This is a genomic window from Rhizobium sp. BK289 (genome assembly GCF_014193575.1).
Classification (GTDB): Bacteria; Pseudomonadota; Alphaproteobacteria; order Rhizobiales; family Rhizobiaceae; genus Rhizobium; species Rhizobium tropici_C.
In genome coordinates this window covers 363,673-379,415 of sequence record NZ_JACHZO010000003.1, presented here as the reverse complement: position 1 = coordinate 379,415, position 15,743 = coordinate 363,673, and the positions used below count along the sequence as shown (strand labels likewise).

12 protein-coding genes and 1 riboswitch are annotated in these 15,743 nt (G+C 61.8%); of the genes, 5 read left to right on the top strand and 7 right to left on the bottom strand.

What is annotated here, in order from left to right:
• Positions 1-83: 83 nt before the first annotated feature.
• From FHT84_RS07990 to FHT84_RS07970, 5 genes are all read left to right on the top strand, one after another.
• Positions 84-611 carry a MarR family winged helix-turn-helix transcriptional regulator gene (locus FHT84_RS07990; RefSeq protein ID WP_112341576.1) on the top strand — a complete coding sequence of 176 codons (528 nt, stop codon included), beginning with the start codon at positions 84-86 and terminating at the stop codon, positions 609-611.
• A 72-nt stretch (positions 612-683) separates the two neighbouring features.
• Entirely contained in the window at positions 684-1,337 is a 654-nt protein-coding gene (locus FHT84_RS07985; RefSeq protein ID WP_113249616.1) for a thiamine diphosphokinase, read from the top strand.
• Positions 1,338-1,339: 2 nt separating this feature from the next.
• On the top strand, positions 1,340-3,169 hold the full coding sequence (locus FHT84_RS07980; protein ID WP_183761581.1) for an ABC-F family ATP-binding cassette domain-containing protein: 1,830 nt from the start codon (positions 1,340-1,342) through the stop codon (positions 3,167-3,169).
• Positions 3,170-3,492: 323 nt separating this feature from the next.
• Positions 3,493-4,668 carry an efflux RND transporter periplasmic adaptor subunit gene (locus FHT84_RS07975; RefSeq protein ID WP_181592316.1) on the top strand — a complete coding sequence of 392 codons (1,176 nt, stop codon included), beginning with the start codon at positions 3,493-3,495 and terminating at the stop codon, positions 4,666-4,668.
• Positions 4,665-7,844, top strand: a complete 3,180-nt coding sequence (locus FHT84_RS07970) for a multidrug efflux RND transporter permease subunit (RefSeq protein ID WP_112341573.1) — start codon at positions 4,665-4,667, stop codon at positions 7,842-7,844. The genes FHT84_RS07975 and FHT84_RS07970 overlap by 4 nt, the downstream gene beginning before the upstream one ends.
• Before the next feature lie 203 nt (positions 7,845-8,047).
• On the opposite strand, the gene FHT84_RS07965 is transcribed toward FHT84_RS07970, so the two are convergent.
• The 7 genes from FHT84_RS07965 to metA form a co-directional block, all read right to left on the bottom strand.
• Entirely contained in the window at positions 8,048-8,776 is a 729-nt protein-coding gene (locus tag FHT84_RS07965) for an SIS domain-containing protein (RefSeq protein ID WP_113249618.1), read from the bottom strand.
• A gap of 81 nt (positions 8,777-8,857) precedes the next feature.
• Positions 8,858-10,015: an N-acetylglucosamine-6-phosphate deacetylase gene (gene nagA, locus FHT84_RS07960; RefSeq protein WP_113249619.1), complete on the bottom strand. Its 1,158-nt coding sequence runs from the start codon at positions 10,013-10,015 to the stop codon at positions 8,858-8,860.
• Positions 10,015-11,046: an SIS domain-containing protein gene (locus tag FHT84_RS07955; protein ID WP_112341568.1), complete on the bottom strand. Its 1,032-nt coding sequence runs from the start codon at positions 11,044-11,046 to the stop codon at positions 10,015-10,017. Before FHT84_RS07955 ends, nagA begins: the two co-directional genes overlap by 1 nt.
• Positions 11,043-11,816, bottom strand: coding sequence for a GntR family transcriptional regulator (locus FHT84_RS07950; RefSeq protein WP_112341733.1), 774 nt, complete (start codon positions 11,814-11,816; stop codon positions 11,043-11,045). Before FHT84_RS07950 ends, FHT84_RS07955 begins: the two co-directional genes overlap by 4 nt.
• A 120-nt stretch (positions 11,817-11,936) precedes the next feature.
• Positions 11,937-12,962, bottom strand: a complete 1,026-nt coding sequence (locus FHT84_RS07945) for an aldose epimerase family protein (protein ID WP_113249620.1) — start codon at positions 12,960-12,962, stop codon at positions 11,937-11,939.
• Positions 12,963-13,257: 295 nt separating this feature from the next.
• A complete protein-coding gene (locus FHT84_RS07940) occupies positions 13,258-14,451 on the bottom strand; it encodes a VWA domain-containing protein (protein WP_183761578.1) in 1,194 nt (397 codons plus the stop codon).
• Between the two features lie 3 nt (positions 14,452-14,454).
• Positions 14,455-15,381, bottom strand: a complete 927-nt coding sequence (gene metA / locus FHT84_RS07935) for a homoserine O-succinyltransferase (protein ID WP_113249622.1) — start codon at positions 15,379-15,381, stop codon at positions 14,455-14,457.
• 47 nt (positions 15,382-15,428) lie between these two features.
• A riboswitch (SAM riboswitch) is annotated at positions 15,429-15,506 on the bottom strand.
• Positions 15,507-15,743: the final 237 nt, after the last annotated feature.

Genomic DNA, 15,743 nt, shown 5'->3' with positions numbered 1-15,743 from the left:
GTGCCGTTAGCACATAAATGTCAATGACAGGTGAATGCTGTTTGCATGTTTTATTTCTTTACCGCCTCTGGTATGGTGGAAAGATGACATCTGCGACGAATACACGTGAAATTGAAGCCCAGGCCCTGACCGACGACGAGAATCTCCTGCGTATCGGCCATGCGATGACGCGCATGCGCCTGCTGACAGGTCGCCGCATGATCGGCAGGCTTGCCATCCAGAGCGTCGCGCCGGGACTCGAGCTGTCCCATCTCGACGTGCTCGATGTCGTGCGGCGAGCGGAGGAGACGGGCGAAGTCACCGTCGGCACGATTGCCGAGATGCTGCGCATCGATCCGTCGCGGGCGAGCCGCATCGTTGCAGACATGGTGACGCGTGGCGTGTTGCGGCGCAAGGCGTCGCAGGCGGATGCGCGGCGCATCGTGGTGGTGTTGACCGCGCTCGGGCAGAGATTGTTGTCGGAGATCCAGGCACAGAAATATTCCGTCATCGGCAGCATCTTCGCCGACTGGACGCAGGAGGAGATCGAGAGCTTCTCGCTGCTGTTTGATCGTTATGTCAGCGGCTATGAGCGGGTTTTCCAGGCGCGCCTCAAGGAAACGGACGACTGAGCCGCCCTCGCGGCCGTTCTTGCCTATGCTGCTCTTCCCTAGGGACATGACTTTGCGCTATGGGCATGCCTCATGAGCCAGTCCACCACCTTCACCATCCTGCTCGGAGGCGAGCTTCGCTTGACAAAGCGGTTGCGCGCCGCCATTTCCGGCAGCCGTTTCATCGCAGCCGATGGCGGCATGCGCCACGCGGTCGCGCTCGGAGTGGAGCCTGAGCTGTGGGTCGGCGATTTCGATTCCACACCCGCGGATTTGCAAGCTGCCTTTCCCGATGTGCCCAAGCAGCCCTATCCGGCGGCGAAGGCTGCGACCGATGGTGAAATTGCCGTCTCGGAAGCGGTCGATCGCGGCGCCACAAGACTGATTCTCGCCGGCGCCATGGGCGGCGAACGCTCCGATCATGCCATCCAGCATCTGCTTTATGGGATCTGCTTGGCCGAGAAGGGCTTCGATGTCCTGCTGACATCCGGTGACGAGGAAGCGGTGCCGCTTCGGCCGGGCGATCTCACGCTGGCGCTGCCGGCCGGTTCGCTGTTTTCCGTCCTCGGTTTTAGCGATCTGTCGGGCCTTTTCATCGACAATGCCCGTTACCCTTTGCGCGATTTCCATTTGCCCTTTGGCGCGTCGCGCACCATTTCCAATGTGGCGGAAGGCGACGTGCGCTTTTCGCTCGGCAGCGGCAGGGCGATCATCCTTGCCCGCCCCTATGATCTCAGCGGAGTCTGATCTTGGCCCCTCCCATTCTGAAACTCGACGACATCTTCCTGAGCTTTGGCGGTGCGCCCTTGCTCGCCGGTGCCGGCCTGCAGGTGGAGCCGGGCGACAAGATCTGCCTTGTTGGCCGCAACGGTTCGGGCAAATCGACGCTCCTGAAGATCGCCGCGGGTCTCGTCGAGGCGCAGTCGGGCGAAGTGTTCCGCCATCCGTCTTCGACCGTACGTTATCTCGAGCAGGCGCCGGATTTTGCTGGTTACAAGACGGTCGCGGCTTATGCTGAAGCAGGTCTCGGGCCTGGCGACGATCCCTATCGTGTCACCTATCTGCTCTCACATCTCGGCCTGACCGGTGAAGAGGATCCGAAGAACCTCTCCGGCGGCGAAGCCCGCCGTGCGGCCCTCGCACGCGTTCTGGCGCCCGAGCCGGACATCCTGCTGCTCGACGAGCCGACGAACCATCTGGATCTGCCGACCATCGAATGGCTGGAAGGCGAGCTGCAGAAGAGCCGTAGCGCACTCGTGCTGATCTCGCACGACCGTCGCTTTCTGGAAAAGGTTTCGACCGCAACCGTCTGGCTCGATCGTGGCACCTCGCGCCGGCTGGACAAGGGATTCGCCCATTTCGAGGCTTGGCGCGATCAAGTGCTGGAGGCCGAGGAACTGGAACAGCACAAGCTTGGCAAACAGATCGAGCGCGAGGAGCATTGGCTGCGCTACGGCGTGACGGCGCGGCGCAAGCGGAATATGCGCCGCCTCGGCGAGCTGCAGGATATGCGTTCGCGCTATCGTGGCCACAAGGGCGCTCTGGGCACGGTGCAGGCGACTGCTTCCGATGCGCAGGAAAGCGGCAAGCTGGTGATCGAGGCTGACAAGATCACCAAAGCCTATGATGAGCGGGTCATCGTCGCGCCCTTTTCGATTCGCGTGCATCGCGGCGATTGCATCGGTCTCGTCGGCCCGAATGGTGCCGGTAAGACAACGCTGCTGAAAATGCTGACGGGCCAGCTGGAGCCGGACAGCGGCATGGTGAAGCTCGGCACCAATCTGGAGATCGCGACACTCGACCAGAAGCGCGAGGAGCTGAACCCGGAGGACACGCTCGCCAATTATCTGACCGACGGCCGCGGCGAGAACCTCCTCGTCAACGGCGAGCAGCGGCATGTGACCGGCTATATGAAGGAATTCCTCTTCCAGCCCGAACAAGCGCGCACGCCGATCAAGAATCTTTCCGGCGGCGAACGCGCGCGGCTGATGCTGGCCCGCATCCTGTCGCGGCCGACCAATCTCCTGATCCTCGACGAACCGACGAACGATCTCGACATCGAGACGCTCGATCTGCTGCAGGAAATCGTGTCCGGCTTTGCCGGCACGGTCATCCTCGTCAGCCACGACCGCGATTTCCTCGATCGCACCGTGACCTCGACGATCGCTCCCGCCAATCCGGAAGAGCCCGATGGTCGCTGGATCGAATATGCCGGCGGTTATTCCGACATGCTGGCCCAGCGCAAGGGCGCGATCGAGGAGCGCAAGCGGGCGGAAAAGGCGGCCGAAAAGCCGAAATCAGCCGAAGCCGCAACACCGGTCGCCGAAGGCTCGAAAGGCAAGGGCAAGCTCTCCTACAAGCAGAAATTCGCGCTCGAAAACCTGCCGAAGGACATGGCCAAGGCGGAAGCCGAGATTGCAGCTCGCGAAAAGAAGATGGCCGATCCGAACCTCTTTTCCAAGGATCCCGCAACCTTCAATCGCCTGGCGGCGGAGATGGAAAAGCTGCGAGAAAGCCTTGTCAGCATGGAAGAGGAATGGCTCGAGCTCGAAATGCTGCGCGAGGAGCTGGAGGGCTGATCGCTCGGCCAGCTCATCTTATGGGCGTCTTTCCGTATAATGAAAACAATTGGTTGCGTTTTGATTGCGCCGGCTTCATTGCCTGTTGTCCAATTCGATAAACCGTTTATACATTAAACGCGTGATGCTGGCCCCCCGAGGGCTGGATGATACCCGGGCCCGCGCGGCCCGGGCGCATGTTGGGGAAGTCCGAAGAGACCCGGTTGTATGGCGCCTGATGGCGACGGGTCTTTTGCGGAAAGTTGCAGGCAAATTTTGTGAGTGCTTACCGTGATAACGGCGCCTCTTGCCGTATGCGGTTTTTCGAAGGGGGCTTCATGCCGATGCTGCCGCGTGCCGTTTTGTTCAGCTGTGTTTTTGCCGTTTTCTCGGGCGCTCAGGCGCTGGCGCAGGGTGCGCCGCCGGCCCCGCCTGTGACGGTCGCCAAGCCGATCGTTCGCGATGTCGTCGACAGTGACGAGTTCATCGGGCGCTTCCAGGCGGTCGATGAGGTTTCTGTGCGCTCGCGGGTGGGCGGCTATCTTCAGGAAGTGCATTTCCAGGATGGTGCTATCGTCAAACAGGGCGACCTGCTTTTCGTCATCGACCAACGGCCATTCGTGACCGCGCTGAACGAATCGACGGCCTCGCTGGAAGTGGCGAAATCGTCGCTGACGCTTGCCGATGCGCAGTTCAAGCGCGCCCAATCGCTGTCGACGACGGGCAGCCAGTCGGCTTCGACCCTCGACGACCGCCGTCGCGATCTCGTTTCCGCTGAGGCGAATGTGCGTGGCGCGCAGGCCGCTGTCGATCGCGCCAATCTGGATATGGATTTCACCCGGATCACCGCGCCGCTCAGCGGCCGCATCGACCGACGGCTGATTTCGGTCGGCAATCTCGTGCAGGCCGATCAGACCGTGCTGACCACCATCGTGTCGCTCGATCCCATCGATTTCTATTTCGACGTCGACGAACGCCGTCTGCTCTCCTATGCCGACGAGGCCCGCAAGAACGGCAGCGCCCTGCAGCAGGGCGGCGGCGGGCTTGACGTGACCGTCACGATTGCCGATCAACGGCAGAAGCCGTTCAAGGGCAAGCTCGATTTCGCTGAAAACCGCGTCGACAACGAGACGGGCACGATCCGCGTCCGCGCCCGCTTCCCGAACCCTGATCTCATCCTGCAGCCTGGCCTGTTCGGACGCGTTCAGGTGCAAGGCTCGAACAGCTACAAGGCGATCCTGGTCCCAGATGAAGCTATCGGCTCGGACCAGAACCAGCGCGTCGTCTATGTCGCCGATACCGCCGGTAATATCACGCCGAAGCCGGTGCGCCTCGGGCCGAAGCTCTATGGCTATCGCGTCATCCGTGACGGCATGACCGGCGACGAAACGATCGTCGTCAACGGGCTGATGCGCATTCGGCCCGGCGCCAAGGTGACGCCGCAGCTGATCGAACTGCCGCAGCAGGCGACGAATGAGGAGCCGCCGGCCCAGGCCGACGTACAGGGGACGAACCAATGAGGTTTTCCCACTTCTTCGTCGATCGGCCGATCTTTGCATCGGTCCTATCCATCGTACTGCTGATCGTCGGCGGCATCGCCTATTTCCAGCTTCCGGTAGCTCAATATCCGGAGGTCGCGCCTCCGACGATCGTCGTGCGCACTTCCTATCCGGGCGCCGACGCGCAGACCATTGCCGATACCGTGGCGACGCCGATCGAGCAGGAGGTCAACGGCGTCGAGGACATGCTTTACATGTCCTCCTATTCCAGTGCCGACGGCTCCATGTCCCTGACGATCACGTTCAAGCTCGGCACCGATCTCGACAAGGCGCAGGTGCTGGTACAGAACCGCGTCGCCATTGCCGAGCCGCGCCTGCCTGACGACGTTCGCCGCATCGGCATTACGACCGTCAAGAGCTCGCCCGACCTGATGATGGTCGTGCATCTTCTCTCGCCGAACAACCGCTACGATCAGCTCTATATTTCCAACTATGCGCGTACGCGCATCCGCGACCTTCTCGTTCGTCTGGATGGCGTCGGCGATGTGCAGCTCTTCGGCGAGCGGCAATATTCGCTGCGCATCTGGCTCGATCCGGAAAAGCTCGCCGCCTACGGCATGACTGCAGGCGACATCGTGCAGGCGCTTCGGGATCAGAACGTTCAGGTGTCCGGCGGTGCGATCGGCGGGCCGCCGGTTTCGGGCACCAATGCTTTCCAATATACGGTGACGACACAAGGGCGCTTTTCCGATGCGCGGCAATTCCGCTATGTCATCGTCAAGGCAACAGGTAATGGCCGCCTCGTGCAGCTGCAGGATGTCGCCCGCATCGAGCTCGGAGCTCAGGATTACGTCACCAACAGCTATCTGAACGGCAGCCCGGCGGTGGCGCTGGGCGTGTTCGCCCGGCCCGGCACCAACGCGCTTGCCGCCGCTGCCGATATCCAGAAGACGATGGAGACCCTGGCGCAGGATTTCCCGCAGGGGCTTGAATATCGCATCATCTATAACCCGACCGAGTTCATCGCCGAATCGATCCATGAGGTCTACAAGACCATTTTCGAGGCGGCGATTCTCGTCGCGATCGTGGTATTGGTCTTCCTGCAATCGTGGCGGACGGCGATCATCCCGATCGTCGCCATCCCAGTCTCGCTAATCGGCACCTTCGCCTTCCTGCTTGCCTTCGGTTTCTCGCTGAACATGCTGACTCTGTTCGGCCTCGTGCTGGCGATCGGCATTGTCGTCGACGATGCGATCGTGGTGGTCGAAAATGTCGAGCGCAACCTCTCGCTCGGCATGACGCCGAAGGAGGCGTCGCATGTGACGATGAACGAGGTTGGCACTGCCGTTCTGGCAATTTCGCTGGTGCTCATCGCCGTCTTCGTGCCGACCGCTTTCATTCCGGGCATCTCCGGACAGTTCTACCGGCAGTTCGCAGTGACGATTTCGGTCGCGACGGCGATCTCCTGCCTGAACTCGCTGACGCTCTCACCGGCGATCGCCGCGATCGTGCTGCGCCCGCATAGCCACGAGAAATCCAACAATATCTTCGCGCGCTTCGGCCGTGCTCTGGGTGACGGGTTCAACCGGGGTTTCGAGCGGATGAGCCGCGGCTATTCCTGGATCGTCCGCCATCTGGTGACGACCTGGGCGGCGCTCGCCTGCGCGCTTCTCGTTTTTGCCGGGCTGCTCGCCGGCACATGGTACATGGGCCGGATCGTGCCGCAGGGCTTCGTTCCCACAATGGACCAGGGCTATGCCATCGTCGTCGTCCAATTGCCCGATGGGGCCTCGCTTGCGCGCACCAACGCCGTCATCCAGAAGGCGACCGGTATCATCAACAAGACGCCCGGCATCGCCAATGCCGTCGCCTTCGCCGGCTTCAACGGCGCGACCTTCACCAATGCCTCGAACTCGGGCGTGATTTTCACGCCGTTCAAGCCATTCGAGGAACGGCTGAAGAGCGGGGAGTCGGCGACGAAGATCATCGGCCAGCTCTTCGGCAGTCTGCAGGGCCTGCAGGAGGCCTTCATCATCGCCATTCCGCCGCCCTCGATTCGAGGCATCGGCAATTCCGGCGGCTTCAAGATGCAGATCATGGACCGGGAAAACCCGGACATGCGACGCATACTGCCGCTTGCCTACCAGATGATGGGCGTCGCGGCGCAAAACAAAGGCGTCAGCGGCGTCTTCACCACCTTCTCCGCCAACAGCCCGCAATATTTCCTGGCGATCGACCGCGACAAGGCGCGGGCGCTCAACGTGCCGATCCCGAATATCTTCGAGACGCTGTCGATCAATCTCGGCACCTCCTATGTTAACGACTTCAATGCCTTCGGCCGCGTCTATCAGGTGCGGGCGCAGGCCGATCAGCAATATCGCATGGATCGCGAGGACATTCTGGCGCTGAAGGTGCGTTCGGCGACCGGGGCGCTGGTGCCGCTTGGCACGCTGGTCGATATCCGGGATACGACCGGGCCGACGCTCGTGCAGCGCTATAACATGTATGTCTCGGTCCCTCTCCAGGGTAATCCAGGGCCGGGGGTTTCTACGGGTACGGCACTCGACACTATGGAGGGGCTGGCAAAGAACCTCTTGCCATCGGGCACGACCTTCGAATGGACGGAGCTCGCCTATCAGGAGAAGCACACCGGCAACACGGCGATCTATATCTTCGCCCTGTCGGTCATCTTCGTCTTCCTGGCGCTGTCGGCGCAGTATGAAAGCTGGATCCTGCCGCTTGCGATCATTCTCATCGTGCCGTTGGCGGTTCTGGCGGCGCTGATCGGCGTGTATCTGCGAGGGATGGACAACAATATCCTCACGCAGATCGGGCTGATCGTGCTGATCGGTCTTGCGGCCAAGAACGCGATCCTGATCGTCGAGTTCGCCCGGCAGGCGCAGCTTGAGGGAAAAAGCGCTGTCGAAGCCGCGATCGAGGCCAGCCATCTGCGTCTGCGTCCGATCCTGATGACCGCCTTCGCCTTCATCTTCGGCGTGGTGCCGCTGATGATCGCTACCGGCCCAGGCGCGGAAATGCGCCAGTCGCTCGGCACGGCAGTCTTTTCCGGCATGCTCGGCGTGACGCTGTTCGGCCTGTTCCTGACGCCGGTCTTCTATGTCGTCCTGCGCCGGCGGCGCCGACAGGCAGAAGCTGCAGCACAGGAATCCTCGGTCACAGATGCAGCGGCACAGTGATGTCAAATGGAGCGGCCGAGCGTTTCACGGGAAACGCTCGGCCGCTCCATATTTCCGCTTTTATGAAGCTAGAGCCGGATGATAGGTCGAGTCGACCTAAAACCTGAATCCGCGCTAGAATGAAAGACGTAGAGCGTGATGTCGTCCGAAACCGCCTACGCTTTTCGGCATCACGCTCTAAATGCGAAAAGCCGCTGACTACTTTAGAGATGCGGATTGCGCGGCCGGTATTTCTTAACGAGCCGCTGATTGGTCTCTTTGGCGCCCGGCATGTTGGCGCTGAGGTAGACCGGCGGATCGCCGTCCTTGCAAAGTTCGGCGGCGACATCGGCGAAGATGGCGTTCAGCACGGTGGCGCCGACCGCCGTCGACGCCGGGCCGACCTTCAGAGCGGTACCTGGCAGCTCGACCATAGCGTCGCCCGGCGGCAGACCGTTATCCAGCACGATATCGGCGATATCGGCGAGCTTCCTGCGACCATTGGCGATTGCGGCCGAATAGGCGAGCGATGTGATGGCGATGACTGTCGCGCCGATCTCGCGGCCATAATCGGCGGCCTCGAGCGGCGCCGCGTTGACGCCGGAGTTGGAGGCGATGATCAGCACATCGCCCGGCTGCATGCCGTAACGCTCGAAAATCGGGCGGATGAGACCTTCGGTGCGCTCATAGACCGAGCTGATGACGGCGCCTTCATGCAGCATGGCAGATCCCACAAGCACGGGGATGGTGAAGGCGAGACCGCCGGCGCGATAATGCACTTCTTCCGCCAGCATGTGCGAATGGCCGGTGCCGAAGACATAGACGCGGCGATCGGCGCGTGCAGCCGTGCAAATGGCGGCCGAAGCCTGGGACATGGGCTCGGCCAGCGTTTCACGCAGGGTTTCCAGCCGGCCGACGAGGGCGGAGAAATAGCTGTCCGTGACTGCGCTCATGTCGAGCCTCCCTTTCGAGTGCTACTCTTTGTTTTGCGCATTCGGGGCGAGATTTCGCTGCGCATCTTTCCTGGAAATGATCTACCGCGAAGGCTCGCCGGAGATCCAGGTTTCGGTGACTTCGATGCCGTCGTTGATGTGAACGAGGTCGGCGCGCATTCCCGGCGCCAGATGGCCGCGATCAGCAAGCCGCAGGAAACGGGCGGGATAGGAGGTCGCCATGCGCAGGGCCTCAGCCAGCGGCAGCTCGAGAATATTGACGCCATAGCGGACGGTGGAGGCCATATCGACATCGGAGCCCGCCAGCGTGCCGTCGTCGAGCGTCAGCTTGGAGCAATAACCGCCCTTGGTGCGATAGACCGTGCGGCCGTTCAGGGTGAAGCTCGGAAGGTCGGTTCCGACGAGCGACATGGCGTCGGTGACGAAAAACAGGCGGCCCTCACCGCGCTTGGCGCGCAGCGCGACCCTGAGTGCAATCGGCTCGACGTGATGACCGTCGGCGATGATGCCGCACCAGGGGGCGGGATGATCGATCGCCGCCCCAACGAGACCGGGGGCACGATGGCCCATCTGGCTCATGGCATTGAAAAGATGAGTGACTCCGCGCGCACCGGCATCGAACCGCGCATTGGCGGCTTCCGCCGTGCAATCGCTGTGGCCGATGCTGACGATGACGCCGCCTTCGCTGAGTGCCTGCACCTGCCGCTCCGTCACCTGTTCGGCCGCGATCGTGACAAGCAGCGTGCCGATCGCCTCACGGGCGCGGATGAAGGTCCGGACGTCGCTGTCTTCGACCGGACGCATCAGCTCCGCGAGATGCGCGCCTTTGCGGGCAGGCGCCAGATGCGGACCTTCGAGATGCAGGCCGGCAACGCCGCGATTGGCCTTCACGGCCTCGACGGCCGCTTCGATCGCCGCCGTGGTCGCGGCTGCGACATCGGTAATGAGGGTCGGCAGCAGCGATGTCGTACCGTAGGGGCGATGTCCTGCGGCGATCATGAACATGGATTCGGGCGAGGGCTCGTCGTTCAGCATACGGCCGCCGCCGCCATTCACCTGTGCATCGATGAAGCCCGGAGAGAGCACGCCACCCTTCAGCTGGATCGTTTCGGCGTTCTCAGGCACATCGTTGATGCCGGTGATGGCATGGATGCGGGCATTGCCGATGACGAGCGCACTGTCTTCATGAAAACGGTCGCCATCGAAGATGCGGGCGCCGGTAAAGACCTTGTAGTCCATCACATGGTCTCCGTTACCTTGAGAAGGTTAGCCGGCTTATCCGGGTCAAAGCCCTTGCGCCGCGTTACGGACTCGACGAGGCGATAATAGCATAGCAGCGAGACGAGCGGATCGAGCAGGCCGTTGCCGGTCGTCGGCATGCGCAGGTTGATGCCGGCAAGCGGTGCGGTCGAGAAGGAGACGGCGGTTGCGCCGAGCTTCTGCAGACGTTCGAGCGCCTGGGCATTGTTGGCGAAGGCGGCATCGTCGGGCGAGAAGGCCACGATCGGGAAGCCCGGCTGCACGAGGCGCATCGGGCCATGCATGAGTTCGGCGAGCGAAAAGGCTTCCGCATGCAGGCCGGCGGTTTCCTTGGCCTTCAACGCCGCTTCGAGCGCGATGGCAAAGGCCGGGCCGCGGCCACCGGTATAGAGCGAGGAGGCGTTGAAAAGCACGTCCTCCGCGGCCTTGCTGTCGATACCCGAGGTTGCGGCAAGCGCTTCCGGCAGCTTTGCGAGGCCGGCAGATAGCGTCTTATCCTGCGAAATCGCTGCGGTGACGCCAGCGAGCGCGGCGACGGAGGCAATGAAGGATTTCGTGGCCGCAACGCTCTTTTCCGGGCCGGCATTGAGCCCGAGCACGATATCGGCTTCCTTGGCAAGCGGGCTATCCGTGACGTTGACGACGGCGATCGTCGTCGCACCGCCCTTTTTGGCGGCCGCCTGCAGCGCGATGATATCCGGGCTGCCGCCGGATTGTGAGACTGTGAAGTGGATGCCGCCCTTCAGGTGAAGAGGTGCGCCATAGACCGAGGCGATCGATGGGCCGACGGAGGCGACCGGGATGCCGCAGGAAATTTCGAAGAGATACTTGAAGAAGGTGGCGGCATGGTCGGAAGAGCCGCGCGCCGCCGTCGTGATCAGCGAGGGACGGCCTGAGGCGAAAAGCTTCGCGATCTCGGCAAAAGCGGGCTTTTCCTTTTCAAGCAGGGTTGCGATCACCTCCGGCGATTGTCCGGCTTCCGTCAGCATCAGGGATTGGGTCTCGCTCATTGGTCATCTCCAATTCTCAATTCAGCAACAAAATCATAGGCATCGCCGCGATAGTGCGAGCGTGTGTATTCAACGACGCGCTGGTCCGCGAGCCGGGAGACGCGTTCGATCAGCAGCGCCGGCGCCCCGGCCTTGACGGTCAGGATCGATGCGGATGTCGGGTCGAGCGTCACGGCCGTCAGCCTCTGCTGGGCACGCACCGGCTTGAAACCTTTGGCGGCCAGCGCATCATAGAGCGATCCTTCGGATATGGCGTCTTCGCCAAGGAATTTGACGGGAACGACGGCGCGCTCGATGGCAAGCGGCTGGCCATCCGCCAGGCGCAGTCGGTCGAGCCGCAGCACGGGCTCGTCTAGGCCGAGGCCGAGCAGGAAGGATTCTTCCGGCGCCGGCGCGCTGACAGTCCGGGACAGGATGCGCGCTGCCGGTTCGCGGCCGCGCGAGCGCATGTCTGCGGAAAAGGAGGAGAGACGCCAGAGCGGCTGTTCGATGCGCTCCACATGCTGCGAGACGAAGGTACCGCTGCCGTGACGGGATTCGATGACGCCTGAGGTGAGCAGGTCGCGATAGGCTGTCCGCACAGTGACGCGGCCGATCTGCAGGGCGCCGGCGAGATCGCGCTCGCCCGGCAGTGCCGTGCCCGGTTTCAGCAGGCCTTCCTGGATAAGGCCGGTCAGTGCCTGTGCCAAGCGCTTGTAAAGCGGTCCGCTCGCGGTCTCGTCGCTCAAGCCGCGATTGTTCAGTTCGGTGATCAAACTGGTTCTATCCATGGCTGCCATATAGAACCTATTTAGAACCAATTCACAAGATGAATCTGGCTGCAGGCAAAAAAGAATCGGCCGGGCGCTTTGGACGCCCGGCCGAAATTTGGGAAAGCCGGCATTCCCAGCTTAGTTCTTGGTGAAGATGTAATCCGTTTCCTGCCGCAATACCTCGCCCGGGCGGAGCACGGCGTTGGGAAAGCCTTCGTGGTTGATGGCGTCGGGCCAGACCTGCGTTTCCAGGCAGAAACCGGCAAACGGGCCGATTTTGCGGCCGTCATGGCCGGGAACCGGCACGTTGAGCTTGAAGCCGGTATAGAACTGCACGCCGGGCTCGGTGGTGCGAACTTCAAGCGAGACGCCGGAATTGACGCTGCGGGCAAGCACGACGGAGCGCTTGGCGGTGCGCTCGGGCGAGAGGCAGAAATTGTGATCGTAGAGCGCCTGCTCGCTTCCTTCGAAGCGCTTCATTGGCGCCATCTCGCGGAAATCGAAGACCGTGCCTTCCACGGAGCGGATCTCGCCAGTCGGCACCTGCTTGTCGTCCGTCGGCGTGTAGTGATCGGCGGCGATCATGATGTCGTGGCCGAGGGCATCTTCGCGGCCGTCAAGGTTGAAATAGGCATGCTGGCAGACATTGGCGAGCGTCGGCTGGTCGGTGGTCGATTCGTAGGTGACCGACAGTTCGCCGTTGCCATGGACCCGGTAGGTCGCCTGGATCGTGCAGTTGCCGGGATAACCGGCGCGGCCATCGGGATCGACGATCTTCAGGACAACGCGGTCTGTGTCGTGCTCGACGATGGTCCAGTTGCGCTTGGCGATATTGTTCTTGCCGCCGTGCAGATGGGTGACGCCCTTCTCGTTGAGCTCCAGCTGGTACTGCTTACCATCAAGCGTGAAGCGACCGGCGCCGATGCGATTGGCGCAGCGTCCCGGCGTGGCGCCGAAATAGGAGGAGTGGGCGGGATAATCGGCAAAATCGTCGAAGCCGAGCAGCAGCGAGGGCCCGTGGCCATCAAGACGCAGATCCTGGATGACCGCGCCCCAGGACATGATATGCGCCGTCAGGCCGCCGCCCACGATCTTGACGCGATAGACGGTCTCTCCATCGGCCGTCGTCCCAAAATGTTCCCGCTGCAAAGTGCTTTCCGTCATATCTGCTCATCCGCTCCCTATCGAAATGCGAGGCCAGACCCTGCCCCCATTCGCCGCGATCCGCAACCGGTCAGGGGCGAAATTTAGGGGCAGGCTAAAGGGGATCAAGGTTCCGTCCGGCTTTCGAGACGCTACGCTGCACCGGAAGTATGCAATGCCTATGACAGAGCGCCGGTTTCTGTAACGGCCCTCATCCTAACCCTCTCCCCGTAAGCAGAGGGCTGGGGTGAGGGGCCAGGCACGAGAGTGCAGCAGAACAGTGCGCGCTTGACTATTGTAAGCCCAGGCTAATCGGTCAGCGCGACAGTTCCCGCGTCGCCTTTTCCAATCCGCCGAGCGTCAGGGGATACATGCGATCGGTCATCAGCCGGCGGATCATCGAGATCGAGGTCGTATGGCCCCAATAGCTTTCCGGCACGGGGTTGATCCAGATGCATTTGCGGAAATGGCCCGTCATTCGGGCGAGCCAGGTCTCGCCAGCCTCCTTGTTCCAATGCTCAACCGAGCCGCCTGGTTGAGTGATTTCGTAGGGGCTCATAGAGGCGTCGCCGACGAAAACGACGCGGTAATCGGGACCGAAGGTGCGGATCAAGTCGGCCGTCGCCGTGATGTCGACGCGCCGTCGGCGATTGTCCTTCCACACGCCTTCGTAGAGGCAGTTGTGGAAGTAGAAATACTCCATGTGGCGGAACTCCGCACGGGCGGCGGAGAAGAGCTCCTCCACGACACGGATATGGTCGTCCATCGAGCCGCCGACATCGAAGAACATCAGCAGCTTCACGGCATTGCGGCGTTCGGGCCGTGTCTGAACGTCGAGATAGCCATGCTCGGCGGTAGAGCGGATGGTGCCGGAGAGGTCCAGTTCCTCGGCCGCCCCCTCGCGTACCCACCGGCGCAGGCGCTTTAGCGCTACCTTGATGTTGCGGGTGCCAAGCTCGACGCCGTCGTCGAGATTCCTGAAGTCGCGCCGATCCCAGACTTTTACCGCGCGGCGATGGCGCGATGTTTCCTGGCCGATGCGCACGCCTTCCGGATTGTAGCCGTAGGCGCCGAAGGGCGAGGTACCCGCCGTGCCGATCCATTTCGAGCCGCCCTGATGCCGGCCCTTCTGTTCTGCCAGCCGCTCGCGCAGCGTCTCCATCAGCTTGTCGAAGCCGCCGAGTGCCTCGATCTGCCGTCTTTCCTCTTCGGTCAGGTGCCGCTCGGCAAGTTTGCGCAACCATTCCTCGGGAAGGGCGGTCGGCTCCACCGCTTCTCCATCGGCATTGCCGCCGATCACCTCGACGCCGCGAAAGTAATCGGCGAAGACCTGGTCGAAGCGATCGATGAAGCGCTCGTCCTTGATGAGTGTTGCGCGGGCCAGATAGTAGAAGGCCTCGACGTCATAATCGGCAATCCCTTCTTCCATTCCTTCAAGCAGCGACAGGAACTCCCGGAGCGTCACCGGAACCTTCGCTTCCTTCAGCTTCAGGAAGAAGGGAATGAACAAGCCTCAAGTCCTTTCCTGGCCGATCTCCTCCAGATCATACGGCGTGGTCTGGTAGATCTCGTTGATCCAGTTACCGAAGAACAGGTGCGCGTGGCTGCGCCACCGGTTTTGCGGGGGAATTTCGGGATCGTTATGCGGGAAGTAGTTATGCGGCATCTTGATCGGCACGCCCGCATTCACATCCCGGAAATACTCGTCCGCCAGCGATGTGGAATCATACTCCACGTGATTGAACATGTAGAGCCGGTTGCAAGCCTGTTCGTGCACGAGACAGACGCCCATCTCGCTCGAGTCCATCAGGATTTCCAGGCCAGGCACTTTTTCGATGTCTGTGCGGCGCACTTCCGTCCAGCGGGACACCGGAATGGCGAAATCGTCGGAGAAGCCGTTAAGATAGACCGAGGAGGGCTTCAGGTTCTGGTGGCGATAGACGCCGAACGCCTTTTCCTTCAGCGTGTATTTCGGCACCTGGTGGAAATGGTAGATCGCCGCCATTGCGCCCCAGCAGACGTTCATCGTCGAATGGACATTGGTGGTCGTCCAATCCAAGATCTCCTGCATCTCGTTCCAGTAGGTGACGTCCTCATATTCCAGCAGCTCGATCGGCGCCCCGGTTATGATGAAGCCGTCGAACTTGCGGTGCTTCACCTCTTCCCACGTCTCGTAGAAAGCAAGCAGATGCTCCTGCGAGGTGTTCTTGGCCTTGTGGCCGCCAACGCGCACCAGCGAAAACTCTACCTGCAGCGGCGATGCGCCGACCAGGCGCGCCATCTGGACCTCGGTCTTGATCTTGTTCGGCATGAGGTTGAGCAGCCCGATCTGAAGGGGGCGGATATCCTGACGGAACGCCACCGTTTCGGTCATCACCCGCACACCCTCGCTCTGGAGGGTCTCAAACGCGGGCAGCGTATCGGGAATCTTGATGGGCATTGTTTCACTCGCCAAATACAAAAAAACCGGCCGCGATAAGAATCGCTACCGGTCCGCACGCGGCCCTTTAGCGACTTATTTAACGTGGCTGCAAGCCGGCCGGCCAAATCACCACGAGGGAAATTCAATAGACCTGACATTTCCGCGGGTCAATGGGCTAACTCCAAGTGTAGGGGCCGCCTCTCCCTTCGAGGCTCTGGCCTTTACGCTGACGCTCAAGACCAGGGCACCTCAGGGTGAGGCAGAGAGGGGTCCGCGCCAAGACACAGGAGATCAGACCTCACCTGAGGTGCGCAGGCTGAAAGCCGGAGCCTCGAAGGGCGAGGGCGGGTGATAACCCCGTTGTCTGTCGGAGAAGGCTT